This is a genomic window from Neobacillus sedimentimangrovi (genome assembly GCF_010614825.1).
In the GTDB taxonomy this organism is placed as follows: domain Bacteria; phylum Bacillota; class Bacilli; order Bacillales; family Cytobacillaceae; genus Neobacillus; species Neobacillus thermocopriae.
In genome coordinates, this window is sequence record NZ_JAAFZF010000021.1 from 1 (window position 1) to 18,295 (window position 18,295).

The 18,295-nt window shown below is 37.3% G+C and carries 18 protein-coding genes and 1 riboswitch; of the genes, 7 read left to right on the top strand and 11 right to left on the bottom strand.

Annotated elements, in window-relative coordinates; all coding sequences use genetic code 11:
• Nucleotides 1-344: 344 nt before the first annotated feature.
• Together GZA11_RS08810 and GZA11_RS08815 are read right to left on the bottom strand one after the other, a co-directional pair.
• Complete coding sequence (locus tag GZA11_RS08810; protein ID WP_163183512.1) at nucleotides 345-1,523, bottom strand: cation:proton antiporter; 1,179 nt, start codon at nucleotides 1,521-1,523, stop codon at nucleotides 345-347.
• Nucleotides 1,524-1,753: 230 nt separating this feature from the next.
• Nucleotides 1,754-2,764, bottom strand: coding sequence for a DUF1646 family protein (locus tag GZA11_RS08815; RefSeq protein WP_163183513.1), 1,011 nt, complete (start codon nucleotides 2,762-2,764; stop codon nucleotides 1,754-1,756).
• A 315-nt stretch (nucleotides 2,765-3,079) separates the two neighbouring features.
• Between GZA11_RS08815 and GZA11_RS08820 the strand changes: the two genes are divergently transcribed.
• Complete coding sequence (locus tag GZA11_RS08820; RefSeq protein ID WP_163183514.1) at nucleotides 3,080-3,880, top strand: LysM peptidoglycan-binding and 3D domain-containing protein; 801 nt, start codon at nucleotides 3,080-3,082, stop codon at nucleotides 3,878-3,880.
• Between the two features lie 174 nt (nucleotides 3,881-4,054).
• On the opposite strand, the gene GZA11_RS08825 is transcribed toward GZA11_RS08820, so the two are convergent.
• The 4 genes from GZA11_RS08825 to GZA11_RS08840 all read right to left on the bottom strand — a co-directional run bounded on the left by GZA11_RS08825 (nucleotide 4,055) and on the right by GZA11_RS08840 (nucleotide 7,703).
• Complete coding sequence (locus tag GZA11_RS08825; RefSeq protein WP_051968259.1) at nucleotides 4,055-4,393, bottom strand: MOSC domain-containing protein; 339 nt, start codon at nucleotides 4,391-4,393, stop codon at nucleotides 4,055-4,057.
• A gap of 441 nt (nucleotides 4,394-4,834) precedes the next feature.
• Nucleotides 4,835-5,497 (bottom strand): ABC transporter ATP-binding protein, encoded by a 663-nt coding sequence (locus GZA11_RS08830; protein ID WP_163183515.1) that lies wholly within the window; start codon nucleotides 5,495-5,497, stop codon nucleotides 4,835-4,837.
• Complete coding sequence (locus GZA11_RS08835) at nucleotides 5,494-6,714, bottom strand: ABC transporter permease (RefSeq protein ID WP_163183516.1); 1,221 nt, start codon at nucleotides 6,712-6,714, stop codon at nucleotides 5,494-5,496. The genes GZA11_RS08830 and GZA11_RS08835 overlap by 4 nt, the downstream gene beginning before the upstream one ends.
• Nucleotides 6,715-7,433: 719 nt before the next feature.
• On the bottom strand, nucleotides 7,434-7,703 hold the full coding sequence (locus GZA11_RS08840; RefSeq protein WP_038539130.1) for a hypothetical protein: 270 nt from the start codon (nucleotides 7,701-7,703) through the stop codon (nucleotides 7,434-7,436).
• A 442-nt stretch (nucleotides 7,704-8,145) separates the two neighbouring features.
• A riboswitch (TPP riboswitch) is annotated at nucleotides 8,146-8,254 on the top strand.
• 87 nt (nucleotides 8,255-8,341) lie between these two features.
• Here GZA11_RS08840 and GZA11_RS08845 point away from each other — a divergent pair.
• From GZA11_RS08845 to GZA11_RS08865, 5 genes are all read left to right on the top strand, one after another.
• Complete coding sequence (locus GZA11_RS08845) at nucleotides 8,342-8,938, top strand: thiamine phosphate synthase (protein WP_163183539.1); 597 nt, start codon at nucleotides 8,342-8,344, stop codon at nucleotides 8,936-8,938.
• Nucleotides 8,939-9,012: 74 nt separating this feature from the next.
• Nucleotides 9,013-10,122: a glycine oxidase ThiO gene (thiO, locus tag GZA11_RS08850; RefSeq protein ID WP_163183517.1), complete on the top strand. Its 1,110-nt coding sequence runs from the start codon at nucleotides 9,013-9,015 to the stop codon at nucleotides 10,120-10,122.
• Between the two features lie 9 nt (nucleotides 10,123-10,131).
• Nucleotides 10,132-10,335: a sulfur carrier protein ThiS gene (thiS, locus tag GZA11_RS08855; protein ID WP_163183518.1), complete on the top strand. Its 204-nt coding sequence runs from the start codon at nucleotides 10,132-10,134 to the stop codon at nucleotides 10,333-10,335.
• A gap of 1 nt (nucleotide 10,336) precedes the next feature.
• Nucleotides 10,337-11,104, top strand: a complete 768-nt coding sequence (locus GZA11_RS08860; RefSeq protein WP_163183519.1) for a thiazole synthase — start codon at nucleotides 10,337-10,339, stop codon at nucleotides 11,102-11,104.
• Nucleotides 11,101-12,120 (top strand): thiazole biosynthesis adenylyltransferase ThiF, encoded by a 1,020-nt coding sequence (locus GZA11_RS08865; protein WP_163183520.1) that lies wholly within the window; start codon nucleotides 11,101-11,103, stop codon nucleotides 12,118-12,120. The genes GZA11_RS08860 and GZA11_RS08865 overlap by 4 nt, the downstream gene beginning before the upstream one ends.
• 120 nt (nucleotides 12,121-12,240) lie before the next feature.
• On the opposite strand, the gene GZA11_RS08870 is transcribed toward GZA11_RS08865, so the two are convergent.
• The 5 genes from GZA11_RS08870 to GZA11_RS08890 form a co-directional block, all read right to left on the bottom strand.
• Nucleotides 12,241-12,855: a YjgB family protein gene (locus tag GZA11_RS08870; RefSeq protein WP_163183521.1), complete on the bottom strand. Its 615-nt coding sequence runs from the start codon at nucleotides 12,853-12,855 to the stop codon at nucleotides 12,241-12,243.
• A gap of 297 nt (nucleotides 12,856-13,152) precedes the next feature.
• On the bottom strand, nucleotides 13,153-13,803 hold the full coding sequence (locus GZA11_RS08875; protein WP_163183522.1) for an amino acid ABC transporter permease: 651 nt from the start codon (nucleotides 13,801-13,803) through the stop codon (nucleotides 13,153-13,155).
• Nucleotides 13,804-13,815: 12 nt separating this feature from the next.
• Nucleotides 13,816-14,469 (bottom strand): amino acid ABC transporter permease, encoded by a 654-nt coding sequence (locus tag GZA11_RS08880; protein ID WP_038539108.1) that lies wholly within the window; start codon nucleotides 14,467-14,469, stop codon nucleotides 13,816-13,818.
• 69 nt (nucleotides 14,470-14,538) lie between these two features.
• Nucleotides 14,539-15,354 carry a glutamate ABC transporter substrate-binding protein gene (locus tag GZA11_RS08885; RefSeq protein WP_163183523.1) on the bottom strand — a complete coding sequence of 272 codons (816 nt, stop codon included), beginning with the start codon at nucleotides 15,352-15,354 and terminating at the stop codon, nucleotides 14,539-14,541.
• A 20-nt stretch (nucleotides 15,355-15,374) separates the two neighbouring features.
• Nucleotides 15,375-16,103, bottom strand: coding sequence for an amino acid ABC transporter ATP-binding protein (locus tag GZA11_RS08890; protein WP_163183524.1), 729 nt, complete (start codon nucleotides 16,101-16,103; stop codon nucleotides 15,375-15,377).
• A gap of 599 nt (nucleotides 16,104-16,702) precedes the next feature.
• On the opposite strand from GZA11_RS08890, the gene GZA11_RS08895 reads away from it, so the two are divergent.
• Nucleotides 16,703-18,157: a L,D-transpeptidase family protein gene (locus tag GZA11_RS08895; RefSeq protein WP_081905121.1), complete on the top strand. Its 1,455-nt coding sequence runs from the start codon at nucleotides 16,703-16,705 to the stop codon at nucleotides 18,155-18,157.
• Nucleotides 18,158-18,295: the final 138 nt, after the last annotated feature.

The following is an 18,295-nucleotide window of genomic DNA, read 5'->3' on the forward strand; positions in this document are numbered from 1 at the left end:
ATCTATCCGCCTCATTTACTCGATATGACCTTCGACAGAAAGAGCTTTGTTTTGTTATGCAAACTCACTCAATCATACCTAGCCTTATATGAGGTTCGTGTTCCTCGGACCGGTGTTTTGCCTCCAGATTCCTTCAGATTCCGCGTCACCACGGACACCCTTGCTCTTGGCTAACCTCTACTTCTGTCTTCGGGGTTCGGGACTTACACCCTATAGTTCATGTACATGCCGGGCGCACATAAAAAAAGAGAGAAGCAGATTGAACCACTTCTCTCTTATGCCCTTTTCCTCTCTAGGCAAATGCCAAGCACCTTGAAAATAGGGCAAGCTCATTTTTTTATCATTTAGAACTGGCCTGATCTCTCATTTGGAGATAAAACCATTTTTTTGTTGCTCTTGGATTGAAAAAACCATTTCAACATTGGAGGAGTAACAAGGGTTGTCACGATCACTACTACTACAGCTATAGCGAATAAATCTTGAGGAATTAAATTTGCTGATGAACCCATGGCCGCAACAATTAAGGCTACTTCCCCACGAGAAACCATGGCCGAACCAATTCCCATTGAACTATTCCATCCAAAACCAGAAAGTTTGGCACCAAGTCCTGCACCAATAAATTTAGTTAAAATCGCTAAAATACTAAGTGCAATAATTAAACCTAAATGATCCATAATCCCCGAAAACTTTGCCGAAATTCCAATGAAGGCAAAGAATACGGGTACGAAAATCGAATAGCTAATCGTTTCCACTTTTTCAAACACTTCATGCTTAAATTTTGTTAAGCTAATCGCAATCCCAGCTATATAAGCTCCAATAATATTAGCCACACCTGTGTATTCCGCTGCGACTGAAAAAATAAAGCAAATGATTAAAGCTGAGGAAACGACCATTTCACTAACTGGGAATTTGGTTAATTTCTTCATCACCCATGGAACCACTTTCCATGCTAAGAAAATAGCAATGACAAAGAACAATACTTTCTTCATGACTAAAGTGGATAAGGATACGTCCCCACCGCCAGCAATGCTCATTAAGAAAGCTAAAATGATCATGACCACCACATCGTCAAGAACGGCAGCACCTAATATCGTCGTTCCTTCCGGAGTTTTCAACTGATTCATTTCTTTAAGAGCCTGAACTGAAATACTTACACTCGTGGCAGAAAGCATCACACCTAAAAACCATGATTGTAAGTTGGTTAAACCCATTATTCCTCCTGCGGCATATCCTAAGAATAATGGAACAAGAATGCCACCAAATCCAACAAAGGCCGATGATTTTCCAGCGCGTTTTAATTCATCAAGATCCGTTTCTAGGCCTGCGATAAACATTAACAAGATAACACCTATCGTACTAAATGCGGATAAGGTATCTGATGGACTAATGAGTCCAAACACAGATGGCCCTAATAAAATCCCTGCAATTATTTCTCCTAGTACAGAAGGTTGGCCCCATTTCACACTTAAGCTTCCTGCCAGTTTGGCTGCAAGGATAATGAGTACCAATTGAAGAATAATCATAGATTCCATCCCTCCATATTCATAAAAATTTACAACAAAAAAAGAGCCTGTTACCAAAGGGCATAATAATCCCCTTGGTGACAGACTCCTCCATAACTCTTAGCTATTCTTTTGTACATTTATCATACCATAAACCAATTAAAAATGAAACCAACAGAAAATTCCATTAATCAATACCATTGCAAAGATGCATCACATAATAAATGGAACTACCGATGATCCCTTATTTACTAAAAGACAGTCAATAGGATAAAGTATACTGCCATGAAAACCAATCCGATTGGAACACCAAAGGCAGCCCATTCTTTGCTCGTAATGTTTAACTTTCCTGCTGAAATAATATTTGGAATGTTACCAGGTATGAGCATTCCACCACTAATAATCAAACCGAGCAATACCGCTCGAATGGTTTCCGTATCCATTGCCGGGCTTACTTCTGCAGCAACAAGAGTCGCATTATCTAAAATCGCAGATATCATATTAATCCAATACAATAAACTTGGAGAAAGACCAATGACATACTCATTGATAAAAGGTTCAAACCCATGTCCAAGAAAGGTAAGCCCCATTACGAATAAATAAATTTTTAGAGAACGGACGATTATTTCTTTATAGGTCTCTCCTTTATTATCCGCTTTTAATCCTTTATGGTCTTCATATGGTTTCACCAAGACTAAGGACAAAAGCCCGAATAAGATGACAGCAGGAACTACATCTTTCCCAATCAGTTGAAGTAGAAAAGAAAAGTCTTCATTTAACTTACTAATAGCAATGGTTGCTAATGGTTCTCCAATCGGGGTTAATGCTGCTCCTAGACCAATGGAAAAACACGCTAATACGGTAAAACGAACTTCTGATTTTCGATCAAGTGGAAGAACATTCACGATAATGACAAGAACAATCGCCGCGATAATAGCCGTAATGATACTAGAGATTAACCCAAGCAATATAACGGTTAAGGCGAAAAAGATTCTTGGTGTCAGTTTTCTACTTCCCCATAGGATAGATTTTTCAATTTGTGTTTGAAACCACTTACAAATCAATCCAGCTATAAATACAGCCAATGTAATATGGATTGGGTCAAGAAGTGCTTTCTCAATAAGATGGCGATCCATCATTCCACTGATGGTCGCTGCCGCAATTCCCATAATAAACAAAAAAACTTCCAAGTTGTGTTCTACTTTTTTTACTAGAAAAGGCAGAAATAAGACCAATAATAGTATGATTATTAAGCCAAACATATTCCCATATTCCTTTCTCTGATCTACTATTCATAAAATTCATTTATCTATTAATAATACTAACCTTTTTTTGTAGTAAAAAGAAGAGGCTTATCTTATTTAATTACTCCCTTTTAATGTATTTTTATATTTGCTACCTATTAAACCCCTCTTAATTTCCAACATCCTTCCAGTAGTTTTAGCATTTCTAGAAATATTATTGCAATATAAATGCCATAGACGTAACCAAAATATTACCTGCCTGTTCTTTTTCTGAGAAAAATCTATGTTACGATAAATAACAATTAGCAACCAAAGAACATGGAGGGTAAAACAATGCTAAAGAAAACAATGTCAATAGTAGCAGGTGCTGTACTCTCAGTCACTGTAAGTGCTAATGTTCAAGCAGCAACGATCACTGTAAAAAAAGGTGATACCTTATGGGATCTTTCACGTACAAATAATACTACTGTTGAAAATATTCAAATGTTGAATAATCTTACAACTGACCTTATTCACCCTGGTGACATCCTCACCATTGCACCTGAAAAACAATATACGGTGAAAAAAGGTGACACTTTATGGGACATAGCACAAGAACATGATGTAACCGTCGCACAATTAAAAGAATGGAACAAATTATCTTCGGATCTCATTCATCCTGGTTTAAACCTTATTATCTTTGAAGGAGCAAAAACAACGAATACAGTTAAAAGTGAAAAAACAGTAACGCCAGCAGCGCAAGAAACGAAGAATGCTCCAACTGCAACGGCGACCCCTTCAACAAATCATGCAACAACAAAAAGTGAACCTGCAGCCGCTGCTCCTTCAACAACAACGGAAGGTAAAAAGAAACTTATAATGGAAGCTACAGCCTATACGGCATCATGCGAGGGATGCTCTGGTATTACAGCCACTGGCATTGATCTACGAGCAAACCCAGACCTAAAAGTTATTTCCGTTGACCCATCGGTGATTCCACTTGGTAGCAAAGTGTATGTAGAAGGTTATGGAGAAGCCATTGCCGGTGATACTGGTGGAGCTATCAAAGGAAATAAAATTGATGTCTTTATTCCTTCTAAAGAAGAAGCGATCCAATTTGGAAGAAAACAAGTAGAGGTAACGATTTTAAACTGAGGTAAAAATAGTATAGAACAAAAATGGTCTAAGCGGTCTTAGCTCTATATTTATAGGGAAAAGGCCGTTTAGTCATTTTTCTAACATGATTAGAAAGAAATTTTTTGAGAGATTATCATCCCCTAATATGTATTCATCTCTTCTAATAGGAAATCTTCCTCTCTCATCATTCCTCTATTGCATCAGATGAACAAAATCATTTATCAACATTTGTACTTCATCATTTTCATGAATTTCCCCTGGCCTTTCCGCCGCACAAACGATCCCGCGCCTTTTATAACCTGCACGAACAAAACGAGTGGACAGCTTCTCATGCTCCACATAATGTTTTTGAATCTCATCTCCTGATAAAGTACATGGCTGATTTTCTCCCATACATATTAAACCTGCTCCGCTTGGAAATAGAATACGAGAGCCTATTGTGAGTTTCGTAAACTCTGGAAATCCTTTGATGAGAAGATTGGCCCCTAACCATTCTGGCAGAACCGTTTCCACTCCTAATTCTTTCAGCAAGAATTTGTTAGATCCTGATTCCCCATCGTTTTATGCCATGTAGATAGCTGATAGCCCTTTTTAGCAGGATACAAATAATCATATACTAGTTCCCCAGAATGATGATGATTCGGTATACTTTTACTAAAGGAGAAAACTTCAAATCGGAGCCAAGAAAATATCACGAAGTCAAAATGGAGTGTCCATTTACACGCAGTGATTTTTTTTGCAAAAATAACTATGTATCATGAAATTCCAGCCAGGGGCTTAATTAGAAATATAACTCCTATATATAACTATGATTCTTAATGAGGTCTTGCTAGATAAACAGCAAAAAGAATGAGAATGATTCCTAGCACTATGAAAAACTTGTATAAAAAATTCCGTTTTCTACGAGAAACACCAAAAATGGTGAAGAATATGCCAAGTATGAATGACATGATCATTGTATAGAATCCCATTTTATTCATTCCTTTCGAGAGTAATGATTCGTTCATGACGATTGGCTACATCTAAATCATGAGTCACTGTAATAACAGTAGTATTAGATTCTTTATTCATATCAAAAAGTAGATTGATAATTTTTTCTTTATTTGCTAAGTCTAAAGACGCAGTTGGTTCATCTGATAAGATTATTTGGGGATTCATAATGACAGCCCTAGCAAAAGCAGCTCTAGATCGTTGGCCACCAGAACAATCAAGTGGTTTTTTTTTCAAAATGGACTCAATCCCAAGTTTATTAACAATTCGTTTAAAGTGATCTTGGACAGTTGAGTCTTTTTCAATGTTAGCATACATAAGCGGCAATTTAATATTATCCTCGATGGTCAAAGAATTAATTAGTGCGGACTCCTGAAGAACAAAACCAATTTTTTGATTACGCCACTCAGCTAGTCTATTTCGTGATAAATCCTTAACAGATGAACCAAAAAGCTTATAGCTCCCTTGATATTGTGTATCAAGTAGACCAATAATATTAAGCAAAGAAGTTTTTCCAACTCCAGATTCCCCTATAATACAAAGTCTTTCCCCAGGTTCAACTTCCAATTTAAAATCATTTAAGATAGAAAAACCTTTCTTCTTGAATGTTTTTTTCTGGATTTCTAGTTTAATTATACTATTCATTTTAACACCCCCACGGAAATCGGAATACTTTTAATTTTTTTTATCGTAAGTTCAACAATCGTAAACCCAATAATCAAATCTATAAAGAGAACAATTAGTAGAGCAATCCAATCCATACTTATTAAGCCAAACATTCCGTAAGTAGCAAATATTGAGTCTTTTTTTAACCAAAAGCCGTATCTATTGAAAGCGGTTATCACAAATAGTATGACTAGATTAATAGAAAACAATATTCCAAAATAACTATAAAAAATTGCTCTTAGTTTTGAATAACTTAATCCGACTAATAAATTGATTGTAAAATCTTTTATCATCAAACGAATGCTTACCAAAGTATTCCAGATAGCTAGACAAACAATGATTAGTAGCAAAATAAAGGTGATAATACAGATAATTTTTAATGAATCAAAATAAGAATCTTCAAAGTAATTAAAATTTTCTTGTTGATTAAAAAAGTTAAATTTTAAACCTAGATTTTCCTGGATAAGTTCACTTAAATTCGTTGCTTTCTCTTTTGTCGAATCAAGAAGCACCATGTCCATCAAACCATTAACGAGGAGGTCAAGACCTGCACTTTGAATAAATTCTTCGTTAATAGGTAGAAAAATCGAAAAATTAAAATAATTTTTTGAATTAGGAGCATAAAAATTAGAACGATGAGTATTCTTCTCCAAGACCCCTTGAACTTTTAAATTGACTAATTGTTGGGTGACAGGATCTGTAATCTCAATATATGACCCTACAGGATATGTTGTGGCCAGACCTGCACCTACTAAAACAGGTATTTCTTCTTTATTAAATTTATAGTTGAAGTTTAAGTGGTTTCCTTGAGATAATCTAAATTGATTTATCTTATAAGCCTCTTCATTGATATAATTGAAAGAAACTTCCATCTTATATTTATTATATAATGAAGTGACAAAACCATCGACTTGCATAGCATAAGTATAATTGTTGTTTAAATATTCATATACTTTTTTTGTATCATCTATTTCAATTCTATCAAAATCAGCTTCACTATTTGGGTCTAGATTAGCAATAAAAGTTCCTTCTTGATTCAGAGTTTCTATTTCTTGATAACCTTGAAAAGTTGAAATAATTGAACGAGCAGCAGTAAAAGAAAGATAATTAGCTAAAAAAAGTAATATTATCATACCTAAAACAAGTGTCCATCTTTTTAAAAATATTCTAGTTATAAAAAAATGTAAAATTTTCATTCTTTTTTCACCTGACACGCACTAAATAGTATATATATAATAAAAATAAAAACTAAGTAAAGATTGCTGGTTACATTCAGCCCTAAATAGAAGTTTAATGAAAGTGAGAGTAAAAAACTAAACACTAAAATAGCTATACTATTCAAGATATATCGGATTATAATATTTACCATCGTATCTCCTACAAGTATTCGGCAGAATATTTCTGTTTTCCTACGATTTAAAAATTGATAGTGAAATACTATTATAATAAATGTAAGAAAAATATTTATAATAAGTTGATAATCTGTAATACTTTCCAAAAAAGACTTTAAAATAGAAGAACCTTCTAAATTCAACGTTTGTACATAAATACATAGTAAGTTTGAAGCAAAACAGATTAGATAGATAGCAACCGCCTCAAAAACGTCGAAAAATCTAAATAAAGAATATTTCATAAACTACTCCTTAAAGATGGCATCTATAAATTTAATAGTATCACCTTTTAATAATACCTACTACGTAGCTGTAAAAACAATTAGTTATTATTCATAATTAAAGTAATGCGGTACTTTATAAGATTTAAAAGTCGATAACATTATTTCTAATTAAAATCGGGACCTGTAGAAAAACACCTATCAGGCCCCAACGATTTCCTATAATTCATTAATAATTAAATCTCATAGATATTTCATTAAATTTTGTTAAGCGAATATTTAAAAAAATCAAACCCAGAAAAATTATTTAAGTGGTCCACGCTTCCAAGAAAAATACGTAGTATACTTGTCTCCCCATCTTAAATCGTCCCAAACAGAACCTGTAACTTTGCCGTTATAGGCTGTTTTACTCAGTAAAGTTCTACCATCTCGTGTATATTTAAACGAAGTATATTGATATTTTGACTTACTGTAATTCCAGGCGGCACCATTATATTTAATTTGGAAAGATTCTTCAGAAGAGGCTCCACTAGTTGAATCTCCGAAAGTTGCCCCAAACAAAAATACTAACATAATTTAACATAATTTCCATCAAAATGCAAAAACTTTAAAAATTATAATAACACCAATTGATTTTACGGAAAAATATAATGTTATAACGGAAATGGTTCACGGATACAGTGGCAGAGAAAGACTACCATGTATCACTTACAAAAAAGGAATCGAATTTTTTAAAGGATATAATTTATAATGTCAAACTGAATTATATTGCCTTTGATATAGCTAATAAAAATATTATTTCATACGATGCTTTTCAAAATGCCCACGATAGTAATCGGTAAGAATACCTAAGAAACAAAAGACGCAAACGGCGGCGGTTTAAAATTAGAGATAAACCACCATTCAAACATTGTAAAATAGATAAATAGGAAGAAAAAACAAGGAAACAAGTGACAGGCATTATTCAATGTGTTACGATGGATAGCGTAGGAATTATGACAAATAAATACGTAAATAAATCCGCTAGAGGTGCCTTTATAAAAGGCTGAGATCGAAGTGTTACTTCGGGACTCTATGAACCTGATCTGGTTAATACCAGCGTAGGGAAGTGGAAAATGGGATCGTTGTATGCATTATTCACAGCCACTTTCTTACAAAAGAAAGTGGCTTTTTATTTTCCCTCTAGCGGTATCTATCTGAAAACTGGGGGGATGAACATAAAGGAGTTACATATTATTTCCAATGGCAAAATGCCGATTGAACAATTACATGAGATTTTAACGGATATACATCCCTATGTCACCATGATTCACTTACGGGAAAAACAAAAGTCAGCAAAAGAGCTTTTTCAAGCTGTTGAGCAGTTAGCTAAAGACATTCCACTTTCCAAAATTATGATTAATGACCGCGTGGATGTCGCCGTTACGGCAGGAACGGCCGGTGTTCAATTAGCTGGGCACAGTTTAGATGCCGTTCATGTAAAAAAAGCTTTTCCTCTACTAAAAGTAGGGGCCTCCATCCATTCCTATGAAGAAGCCCATCAAGAGGGGGCAGATTTTCTGCTATACGGCCATGTTTTTCCATCCAAATCAAAGCCTGGCCTGCCTCCTAAAGGACTGGAGGAATTAACCAAGTTATCCCAACTCAACATCCCGGTTATTGCCATCGGCGGGATCACACCAGAAAATACTCCGCAGGTACTTCAAGCTGGGGTAGCTGGTATTGCGGTGATGTCAGGAGTTTTAGATTCCTGCAACCCGCTCGATGCCGTAAAAGCGTATACAATGGCCTTACATAAACAATCGTAAATGGATAAATCAGAAAGTTCTTGGTGTGTATCAATTAATCCTTTCTTATTAGTGAAAAAATGGAGATGGAATTGATGAAAAAATCATTTGACACAGCCATTATCGGAGGAGGAGTGAATGGGACCTCCATTGCCTTCGAACTGGCCAAAAAAGGACGAAAAGTTATTCTACTTGAAAAGCAACAAATAGCCGCTGAATCATCCCGTGCCGCAGCCGGAATGCTGGCAGCCCAAGCGGAGATTGAACAAGATGGCCCGCTTTTCCAGCTAGCATTAAAAAGCCAAAAGATGTTTACCTCGCTTTCACAAGAATTATTGGAATACTCCGGCATTGATATTGAGTTCGTCCAAAAAGGGATGCTTAAAATTGCCGAAACCGAAGATATCGCACATGAAGTTCAACAACAAGTCCTCTTTCAAAGAAAGTGGGACCATGAAATTCGATGGCTCGATTCCCATGAAATCAGGGAGCTGGAACCAGCGCTATCTCCTACTGTAGCCGGAGGGATGTACCTCCCAAATGATGGACATGTACATCCGGAAAAATTAACGAAAGCCTTTGCGAAAGCTGCCCTCCATTTTGGAGCAGAGATTCACGAACATACGGAGGTCCTCTCCTTCATCTATGATCAAGGCAAAGTGAAAGGCTTAAATACTTCAAATGGGATCATTCATTGTGAGCAGGTTGTCATCGCGGTAGGTGCCTGGGCTAACAGACTGATAAAGGATCTTCCTGTGTTTCCGGTAAAAGGCGAGTGCTTTTCTGTGAAAGTGGATAAACCAATCATCAACACAACTATTTTTTCAGATAAGCGCTGCTATCTCGTTCCAAAACGAAATGGAGAAATATATATTGGAGCGACGATGATTGAAAATTCTATTGATAAGGCCGTCACACCTGGGGGAATAGCCTCATTAATCGAAAGAGCGGTGAAGCTCGTACCAGAAATCAGGGACGCCACTTGGGAACGGGTGTGGTGCGGTATCCGGCCGCAAACCAATGATGGAAAACCATACATTGGTGAGCACCCTGAATATAAGGGAATTTTTGTGGCAACCGGACATTTCCGCAACGGAATCTTATTAAGTCCGATAACTGGTAAACTTGTAGCCGATTTGTTGGAAGGCAATACGACTGAGCTTTCAGCCTTTCGCCTCGATCGACATCAACCATCCGTAATGTAGGAGGTAAAAATGAAAGTTGCATTAAATGGTGAATCTGTACAATTACCGGAACATGTTACGTTTGTTTCCGATGTACTCAAACATTATAACATCCATGAGAAAATCATCGTCGTAGAAGTAAACGGGAAAATACTTTCTCGTTTAGAACATGAGAATACTAGATTAGCAGATAATGATCGAATTGAAATAGTTCATTTTGTAGGAGGCGGTTGATATGTTAAAAATTGGTCCATATTCTTTTCAATCCCGATTATTACTTGGAACAGGAAAATATCCAAACTATGAAATCCAAAAAAATGCCGTTGAAATCTCTGAAGCAGAAATCTTAACCTTTGCCGTCAGACGAATGAATATTTTTGAACCAAGTCAGCCGAACTTTCTAGAGCTACTTGATACCTCAAAATATACACTGCTGCCAAATACAGCGGGAGCTAAAACAGCCCAAGAAGCAGTGCGTATCGCCAAACTCGCCAAAGCATCTGGTCTGTGTGACATGATTAAAGTCGAAGTGATCGGCTGTGACAAGACATTACTTCCAGATCCAGTCGAAACCCTAAAAGCCACAGAAGAATTAGTGAAGGAAGGATTTATTGTCCTCCCTTATACGTCCGACGATGTCGTGTTAGCCAGGAAACTTCAAGAACTCGGCTGCCACGCCATCATGCCGGGAGCTTCTCCAATTGGATCAGGTCAAGGAATCATCAACCCAGTCAACTTAAGCTATATTATTGAGCAGGCTGAAGTTCCAGTGATTGTCGATGCAGGAATCGGCTCCCCTGCCGATGCCGCACTGGCCATGGAACTAGGGGCCGACGGTGTGTTATTAAATACCGCTGTTGCTGCTGCAAAGGATCCTGTAAAAATGGCAAAAGCAATGAAATTAGCCATTGAAGCGGGCCGTTTAGGATTTGAAGCAGGCAGAATGGAGAAAAAACGCTATGCAACAGCCAGCAGTCCAAAAGAAGGAATGATTACCGGTTGATTAGCCGTTACTCTCGCCAAGAATTATTTTCTCCCATCGGAAAAAACGGGCAGAAAAAGATCTCATCCAGTCATGTGCTTATCATTGGAGCCGGCGCTCTTGGATCAGGGAGTGCCGAAGCTCTCGTCCGTGCCGGAATCGGCAAATTAACGATTGTTGATCGCGATTATGTAGAATGGTCCAATCTCCAGCGACAGCAATTATATTCCGAGGAAGACGCTAAAAACCGACTACCAAAAGCCATTGCTGCGAAAAATCGTTTAAATGCCATTAACTCCTCTGTAGAGATCGAGGCCATTGTTGCGGATGCTTCCGTTCAAGAGCTTGAGGCCTGGGCTAACAAGGTTGATTTGATCATTGATGCCACAGATAATTTTGAAACAAGAATGATCATAAACGATATTTCACAAAAGTACGGTGTTCCTTGGATTTACGGAGCCTGTGTAGGAAGTTACGGAATATCCTATACATTCATCTCTGAAAAAACACCTTGTCTCGCCTGTTTATTAGAAACCGTTCCACTTGGGGGATTAACTTGTGATACAGCTGGCATTATTTCCCCAGCTGTAAGCATGGTTGTTTCTTATCAAATTAGTGAAGCATTGAAAATTTTGGTCGGCGACCTGGATTCATTGCGCGGCAAACTCGTTTCCTTTGATCTTTGGAAAAATCAATTTAGTGTGGTTAACGTCGATTCATTGAAAAAAGAGGATTGTCCTTCTTGCGGAGCCTCTCGCTCCTATCCATTCTTATCGTTTGAAAATCAAACCAAAACGGCTGTCCTATGCGGGAGGGATACCGTACAAATCCGGCCTCCTCAAACTGCTGACCGTGATTTGGAAGCTTTAGAAACGATATTGATTCAACAAGGAAGAGCCGTGCAGCGAAACCCTTTCTTATTATCCTTTCAGGTTGATCCATACCGAATGGTTGTTTTTAAAGATGGAAGAGTATTGATCCATGGAACGAAGGATGTATCAGAAGCTAAATCGCTCTATCATCGATATTTAGGGTGATAAATGGCTAACATGAAAAGAAAAAAGTGCCTGTCACTTCACGTATGATGTCATTGTGATCGACTAGACATTCTTGCAGTGACAGGCATGAATTATTTCAACCATTTTAATAGCTTATGCTCAACCTGCCATTTGATTTTTGGCACCTGCAGGATAAAAAACTGAAATATGGTCAATCGTCGATTTTGAACCAACAAATTTTAATTGAAATTTCTCATTCACATGATATACCCAAATCTTGTCCCCGCTATTGGAACGAACGTTGTCTGGTTTACCCAGTACTTTCTCAACCTCATCAAACGTGATTTGTTGAATTTCTTTAGAATAAGAGCGTACATCAAAAATTTGTTCTCCCTTATTCACACCAAAAACAATCCCATGGCTAGAAAACGTGAAATATCTATTCCCTGCAACAAAATCTTCTTGATCAGGATTACCCCAATATAACATGACTTCATCAATCACCGTTGTACTTGCTGGAAAACTACAATTTTTAACTGTTCCAACTTTAGCCAATGTGACGATTTCCTGTATTAAAGTCGTATGCTTAGGATTGCTACTATTTTGTTGGGAATGGGATGGTGGGTTGGATGGATTAGTTGGATTGGTTGCTTCATTTATCGATGGGGGGTGCTTGGGTGAAGTAAGAGGTGCTTGTGTTTCTTGGTTATTGGAACAGCCTACAAGAAGAGCCAATAGACAAGGAATGAAACAAATCTTTGCTATTCTTTTCAATAGATCATCTCCTTTCGTATTTCTTTTCGGAACATGAACGGCTAATTTTCCTACTCTCTATATAAAACGGAAGCAGCTCCTACTTCGTTACAGGGAAAATATATCCAAATAATTCTTCTAAGAGAATCCGAAATTCTTTTTCTTCCTCGTATTTACATTAAATGCGGGCCAATTTTATTTCATATAAAGAAGGTGTCCCCAAATTATACTTTTAGGAACACCCTTTTCGTTTACCTCTGAATGATGAATACGAACCCCGATATCCATGGACTATTAGCTTTTCCATCCATTCAATCCTCATGCTTGTCTACTTTCCAATCTTCTAGCCACGAGTGACAGAGCATAGTTCACAATAAAATACATGAAGGCAACAAGTATAAAGATTGGAATAATATAGTTGACGTTTTGAGCATAGATAATTTGAGCATTGTGCATAAATTCCGGTAAGGCGATAATGACACATAAAGAGGTATCTTTTAATAAGGAAATAAATTGGCTTACAATTGGAGGAACCATTCTCCGAAGAGCCTGAGGCATGACAATATGCCATAGGGTTTGAATATAAGTTAACCCGGATGAACGTGCGGCTTCAATCTGCCCTTTATCAATGGAATTCAATCCACCACGAACAATCTCCGCCAACATCGCGGATTCAAACACCGTTAAGGCCGTAATCGCTGCTTGAGTAACGGTTAACTTGATCCCCACTTCCGGAAGTGCGAAAAAAGTAAAGAATATGATGAGTAACAACGGCATATTCCGAATCGTTTCAACATAAATCGCCACAACCCTCGAAACAACTGGAATTTGAGCATAACGCAATGTCCCTAACAGAATGCCAATAATAAAACTTAATATAATGGAAATAAAGGCAATAGATAATGTCACCCAAAAACCATCGGCGAGGAATTTTAGATGATCGGCTGAAAGAGCTCCTGCAAAATCCATAAATCCCCCTCCTTAATAACTTCTAGCAAGGCGTTTTTCCAAATAACGAACGCCATAGCTTAGTGGTATGGTCAATACAAGATAAAACAGCCCAACGAAAATATACACATCAAACGTAACAAATGTATGGGAGGAAACGATGTCCCCAAAGTACATTAAATCTAGTCCCGCTATAATCCCTAATATCGATGAATTTTTTACAAGATTAATAAATTGGTTGCCAATCGGCGGAATGACGATTTTTATTGCTTGTGGCAAAATAACGGCCTTCATGGCCTGCAAATAGGTGAGTCCTGATGATCTTGCCGCCTCCATTTGCCCTTTTGGAACCGATAGTATTCCAGCTCGAATCGCTTCCGCAATAAAAGAAGCGGTATATATAGCAAGAGCAATCGTACCTGCAACAAATCCGTTTAACTGAATACCTACTGCAGGAAGACCGACATAAAAGAAGAAGGCGATAATGAGAAGAGGAATATTTCTAATAAATTCCACATATGCGGTGCCAATCCAATTGAAAGGTTTAATCGGGGCAATTCTCATCACAGCTATAATCACACCAATAATAAAGCTCCCAATTAAGCCAATAATACTAGCTAATATCGTGTTTTTAAATCCTTCTAAATAAGTATCGAAATGATCGATCAAAATCGAAAAATCAATCATATAAATCTCCCCCCTTTTTCTTAAGAAGTATTAGGATGGGCCAGACCTGCACCCATCCTGATATCACAGTTATTCGTTGGTTTTAATCCATTTATTTTTGATTTCGTCATACTTTCCGCTGTCTTTCATCTTCTTTAACGCTTTATTGATTGCATCCACTAATTCTTTATTTCCTTTTTTAACAGCAATTCCATATGGCTCTTCTGTAAATGTTCCGCCAACCAATGTATAGTTTGGATCCTGGTCAGCCATTCCATAAAGGATTGCATCATCCGTTGTTAAGGCATCGCCTTGTCCGGATTTTAATGCCGTAAACGCTTCTGTATAGTTTTCAAATTCTAAAACGGTGGCCTCTGGGGCTTTCTCACGAATGTTTAAAGCAGAGGTAGACCCTTTCACCGCAAGAACTTTTGTCCCTTTTTTCAAATCTTCCAGTCCTTTAATAGGGCTTCCTTTCTTGACAAGAAGGGACTGACCAGCATGAAAGTACACATCAGAGAAATCTACCTCTTTTTTCCGTTCTTCTGAAATCGTCATCGTTGCAACAATCATATCAATATCCCCGTTATTTAACATTGGGATACGGGTTTTGGAAGTCACTTCTTTAAACTCTACCTTATTCTCGTCTCCAAGAATTTCTTTTGCTAATTCTCTTGAAATATCAATATCAAACCCTTCTACTTCGCCAGTATTCGGGTTCTTCAGTCCAAATAAACGGGTATCATATTTGACACCGACGATCATTTTGTCTCTTTCTTTTATTTGTTCTAAAGCATTTTTTGAAGTACCTGACGTTTTTTCATCGCTTTTTCCACATGCCGCAAGTAACATGGATGCGGATAATAAAAGAACTCCGGCAAGTTTGCTTGCTTTACTCTTAAACATATAATTCCCCCTTAAAATGTTTAATGATTTAAAATACGGCTAAGAAATACGCGAGCTCTTTCTTCTTTTGGATTCGCGTAAAAATCAGCCGGTTTTCCCTCTTCCAGAATTCTCCCTTGGTCCATAAAAATAATCCGGTCGGCCACTTCTTTCGCAAACCCCATTTCATGGGTCACGACAACCATCGTCATTCCTTCTTTTGCCAAAGCTTTCATAACATCTAGCACTTCGCCAATCATCTCCGGATCTAGTGCCGATGTAGGCTCATCAAACAACATGATTTCTGGCTTCATGGCAAGTCCCCTTGCAATGGCCACCCGCTGCTGCTGTCCACCGGATAGCTGGGATGGATAGGAATTCGCTTTATCTGGAATCCCTACTTTTTCCAAATAATACATAGCTATTTTTTCCGCTTCTTCTTTTGACTGTTTCAGCACCATGGTTGGAGCAAGGGTAATGTTCTCTAAGACCGTTTTATGTGGATACAAGTTAAAATGCTGAAAAACCATGCCGATATTTCGTCTTAACTCATTTATATTGGTGTTTTTGTCATTGACTTTCACACCGTTAACCGTCAGTTCTCCGTCACTGATCGTTTCCAAACGATTAATACAGCGAAGCATGGTGCTTTTTCCCGATCCGGAAGGGCCAATGACAACAACTACTTCTCCTTTATTAATGACAAGATTAATATCTTTAAGTACATGAAAGTCACCATAATACTTATTTACAGACTTAAACCGAATCATCCCAAACCTCCTCCTTACGATGTGATTACTATGTAAGAGTTTTCCCAACTTGTTGAAATATACGAAGTATTGACCAAATTTGGAATATTAAAGAATTTGACAAGTTATTAATATAGTACAATTCATTCATTATTTAGTAAATATCTATTTTGAAATTTATGAATATTTACACAAAGTTTACTACCCCATTTATATTCGTGCTTTTCCAATAGAAGAACGCTCATTTTCACATCCTCTTTTTCTAGAATACTTTTCCCAATCAGCCAATTTTTGTAAAAATTAAACGACACTTTTTTCCTAATATGTAAATAATATCCGTAAATATTTCAAATTTTTTTCGGAGGAAGTGAAACATTTTCACTACTTAAGGCGTCTTTACTATCAAAATATCATTATAGAAAGGACTTGTCTTAGCGCGTTCTATCAACTTTTTGTGCTATTCAATAAAATTAATCTTAAATTCCACAAAAAACGACACACTTTTTACAAAGATTTCTGCTAGAATAACAGACAGTAATATTTTCGAAAAACAATTGAAATCTTTGATACAATCCATATTCTTACAAACGATCTTGTTAAAATACAAAAAAACAGGGGGAATGAAATTGGAAAATGCTGCTTTACAAGAATCAATGGGGCAACAAACTAGACAACATACACATTCGACAAAATGGGTTAAAAATTGGAAGTTTATCACAGCAAGTAGCGTCATTGTTGTAGGGATACTTCTGGGAGCATTAACTTTTTACCAAACAAGTCACTTTAATGCCCAAGTAAAGATTAATGGGGTACATGTCGGCGGTATGACAGCGGAAGAAGCACTGCATAAATTAACATCTTCCAAACTAAAAAATACGATCTATATCGGAGATCAACAAATCCTAGATGGAAATGACACAAAAATGGCTTTTACCGAGAAAGACCTCCCAGCAGTCGAAAAATTATTAAAAAGCCAATGGTCCTTTTTTCCATCCTCCAAAGAACAGAATCTTGCCTTAAAGCCAAGCAGCCAGGATGAATATCGAGGTGTGACACTGAAAAAACAATTAGAGGAAAAGCTTATATCATTGAATGGAGGGTTAAAGGCACCAGTAGACGCCCAAGCTCGATTAGAGGATGGCAAAATTGTTATTACAGAAAGTGTTGGTGGAGAGCAGTATGATGTCGCTGGACTATTAAAAGAGTACGAAAAGCATGGCTATACGAGTGAAATTAACCTAAAACCACTTCTTCTTAAACCGATCACTGCTGATAGTGAAATCGTCAAAAAACAAGAAAAAATGCTGCAAGAACTACTTGGACGAACTGTGAATTATAAAGTGCAAGATAAAGTGTATACATTAAAAGCTAATGAATTAATTAAAAAAGCATCCGTTTCAAAAGAAAATACTATTACCATCGAGGAAACAGTAATTAACCAAAAGATCGATGAAATTAATGCTGCACAATCGACCTTAAATAAACCTTTTACATTCAAGACCCATTCAGGTGCCGTGATCACGGTGCAAGGGAAAGGATATGGTTGGGCACTCGATGTGAAAAAAGAAACAGCTTTGATTGCAGAAGCTTTTGCAAAAGGAGAAACTGACATCTCAGCAGCTAATATTAAAGGTCATGGTTGGAAAGGCGAAGGCTATGGCTACGAAACATTAACCAATAACGGAATCGGTGATACCTATGCCGAAGTATCCATTAACGATCAACGCTTGTGGATATATAAAAATGGCAAAATGGTCTTCACCACACATGTCGTAACCGGTAAACACAGCACGGGGGAAGATACGGACAAAGGTGTGTGGTATATTCTCTACAAGAAAAAAGATGACATCCTCAATGGTAGCCGGGTAGGCGGTGGAGAGTATGCTGTTCATGTTGATTATTGGGTACCATTTACAAACAGTGGTCAAGGGTTCCACGACGCTAGCTGGAGAACAAACTGGTCACCTACTGCCTATTTAAATGCAGGTTCAGGTGGTTGCGTCAATATCCCTCCAAAAGTCATGAAAACTGTATTTGATCATTTAGAAACTTACGAGCCAGTAGTTGTATATTAAAAGCCAGGAGATTCTCCTGGCTTTTTCCATTGCAAAGTTTACTATAAATTTTATAAAGCTGATGATTTTATCACCGTCTCCTCTTTCCTCTCCAAAACAAAAGATCTTTAGCGTGTTGTCGAAGGAAGCCGCAAACCA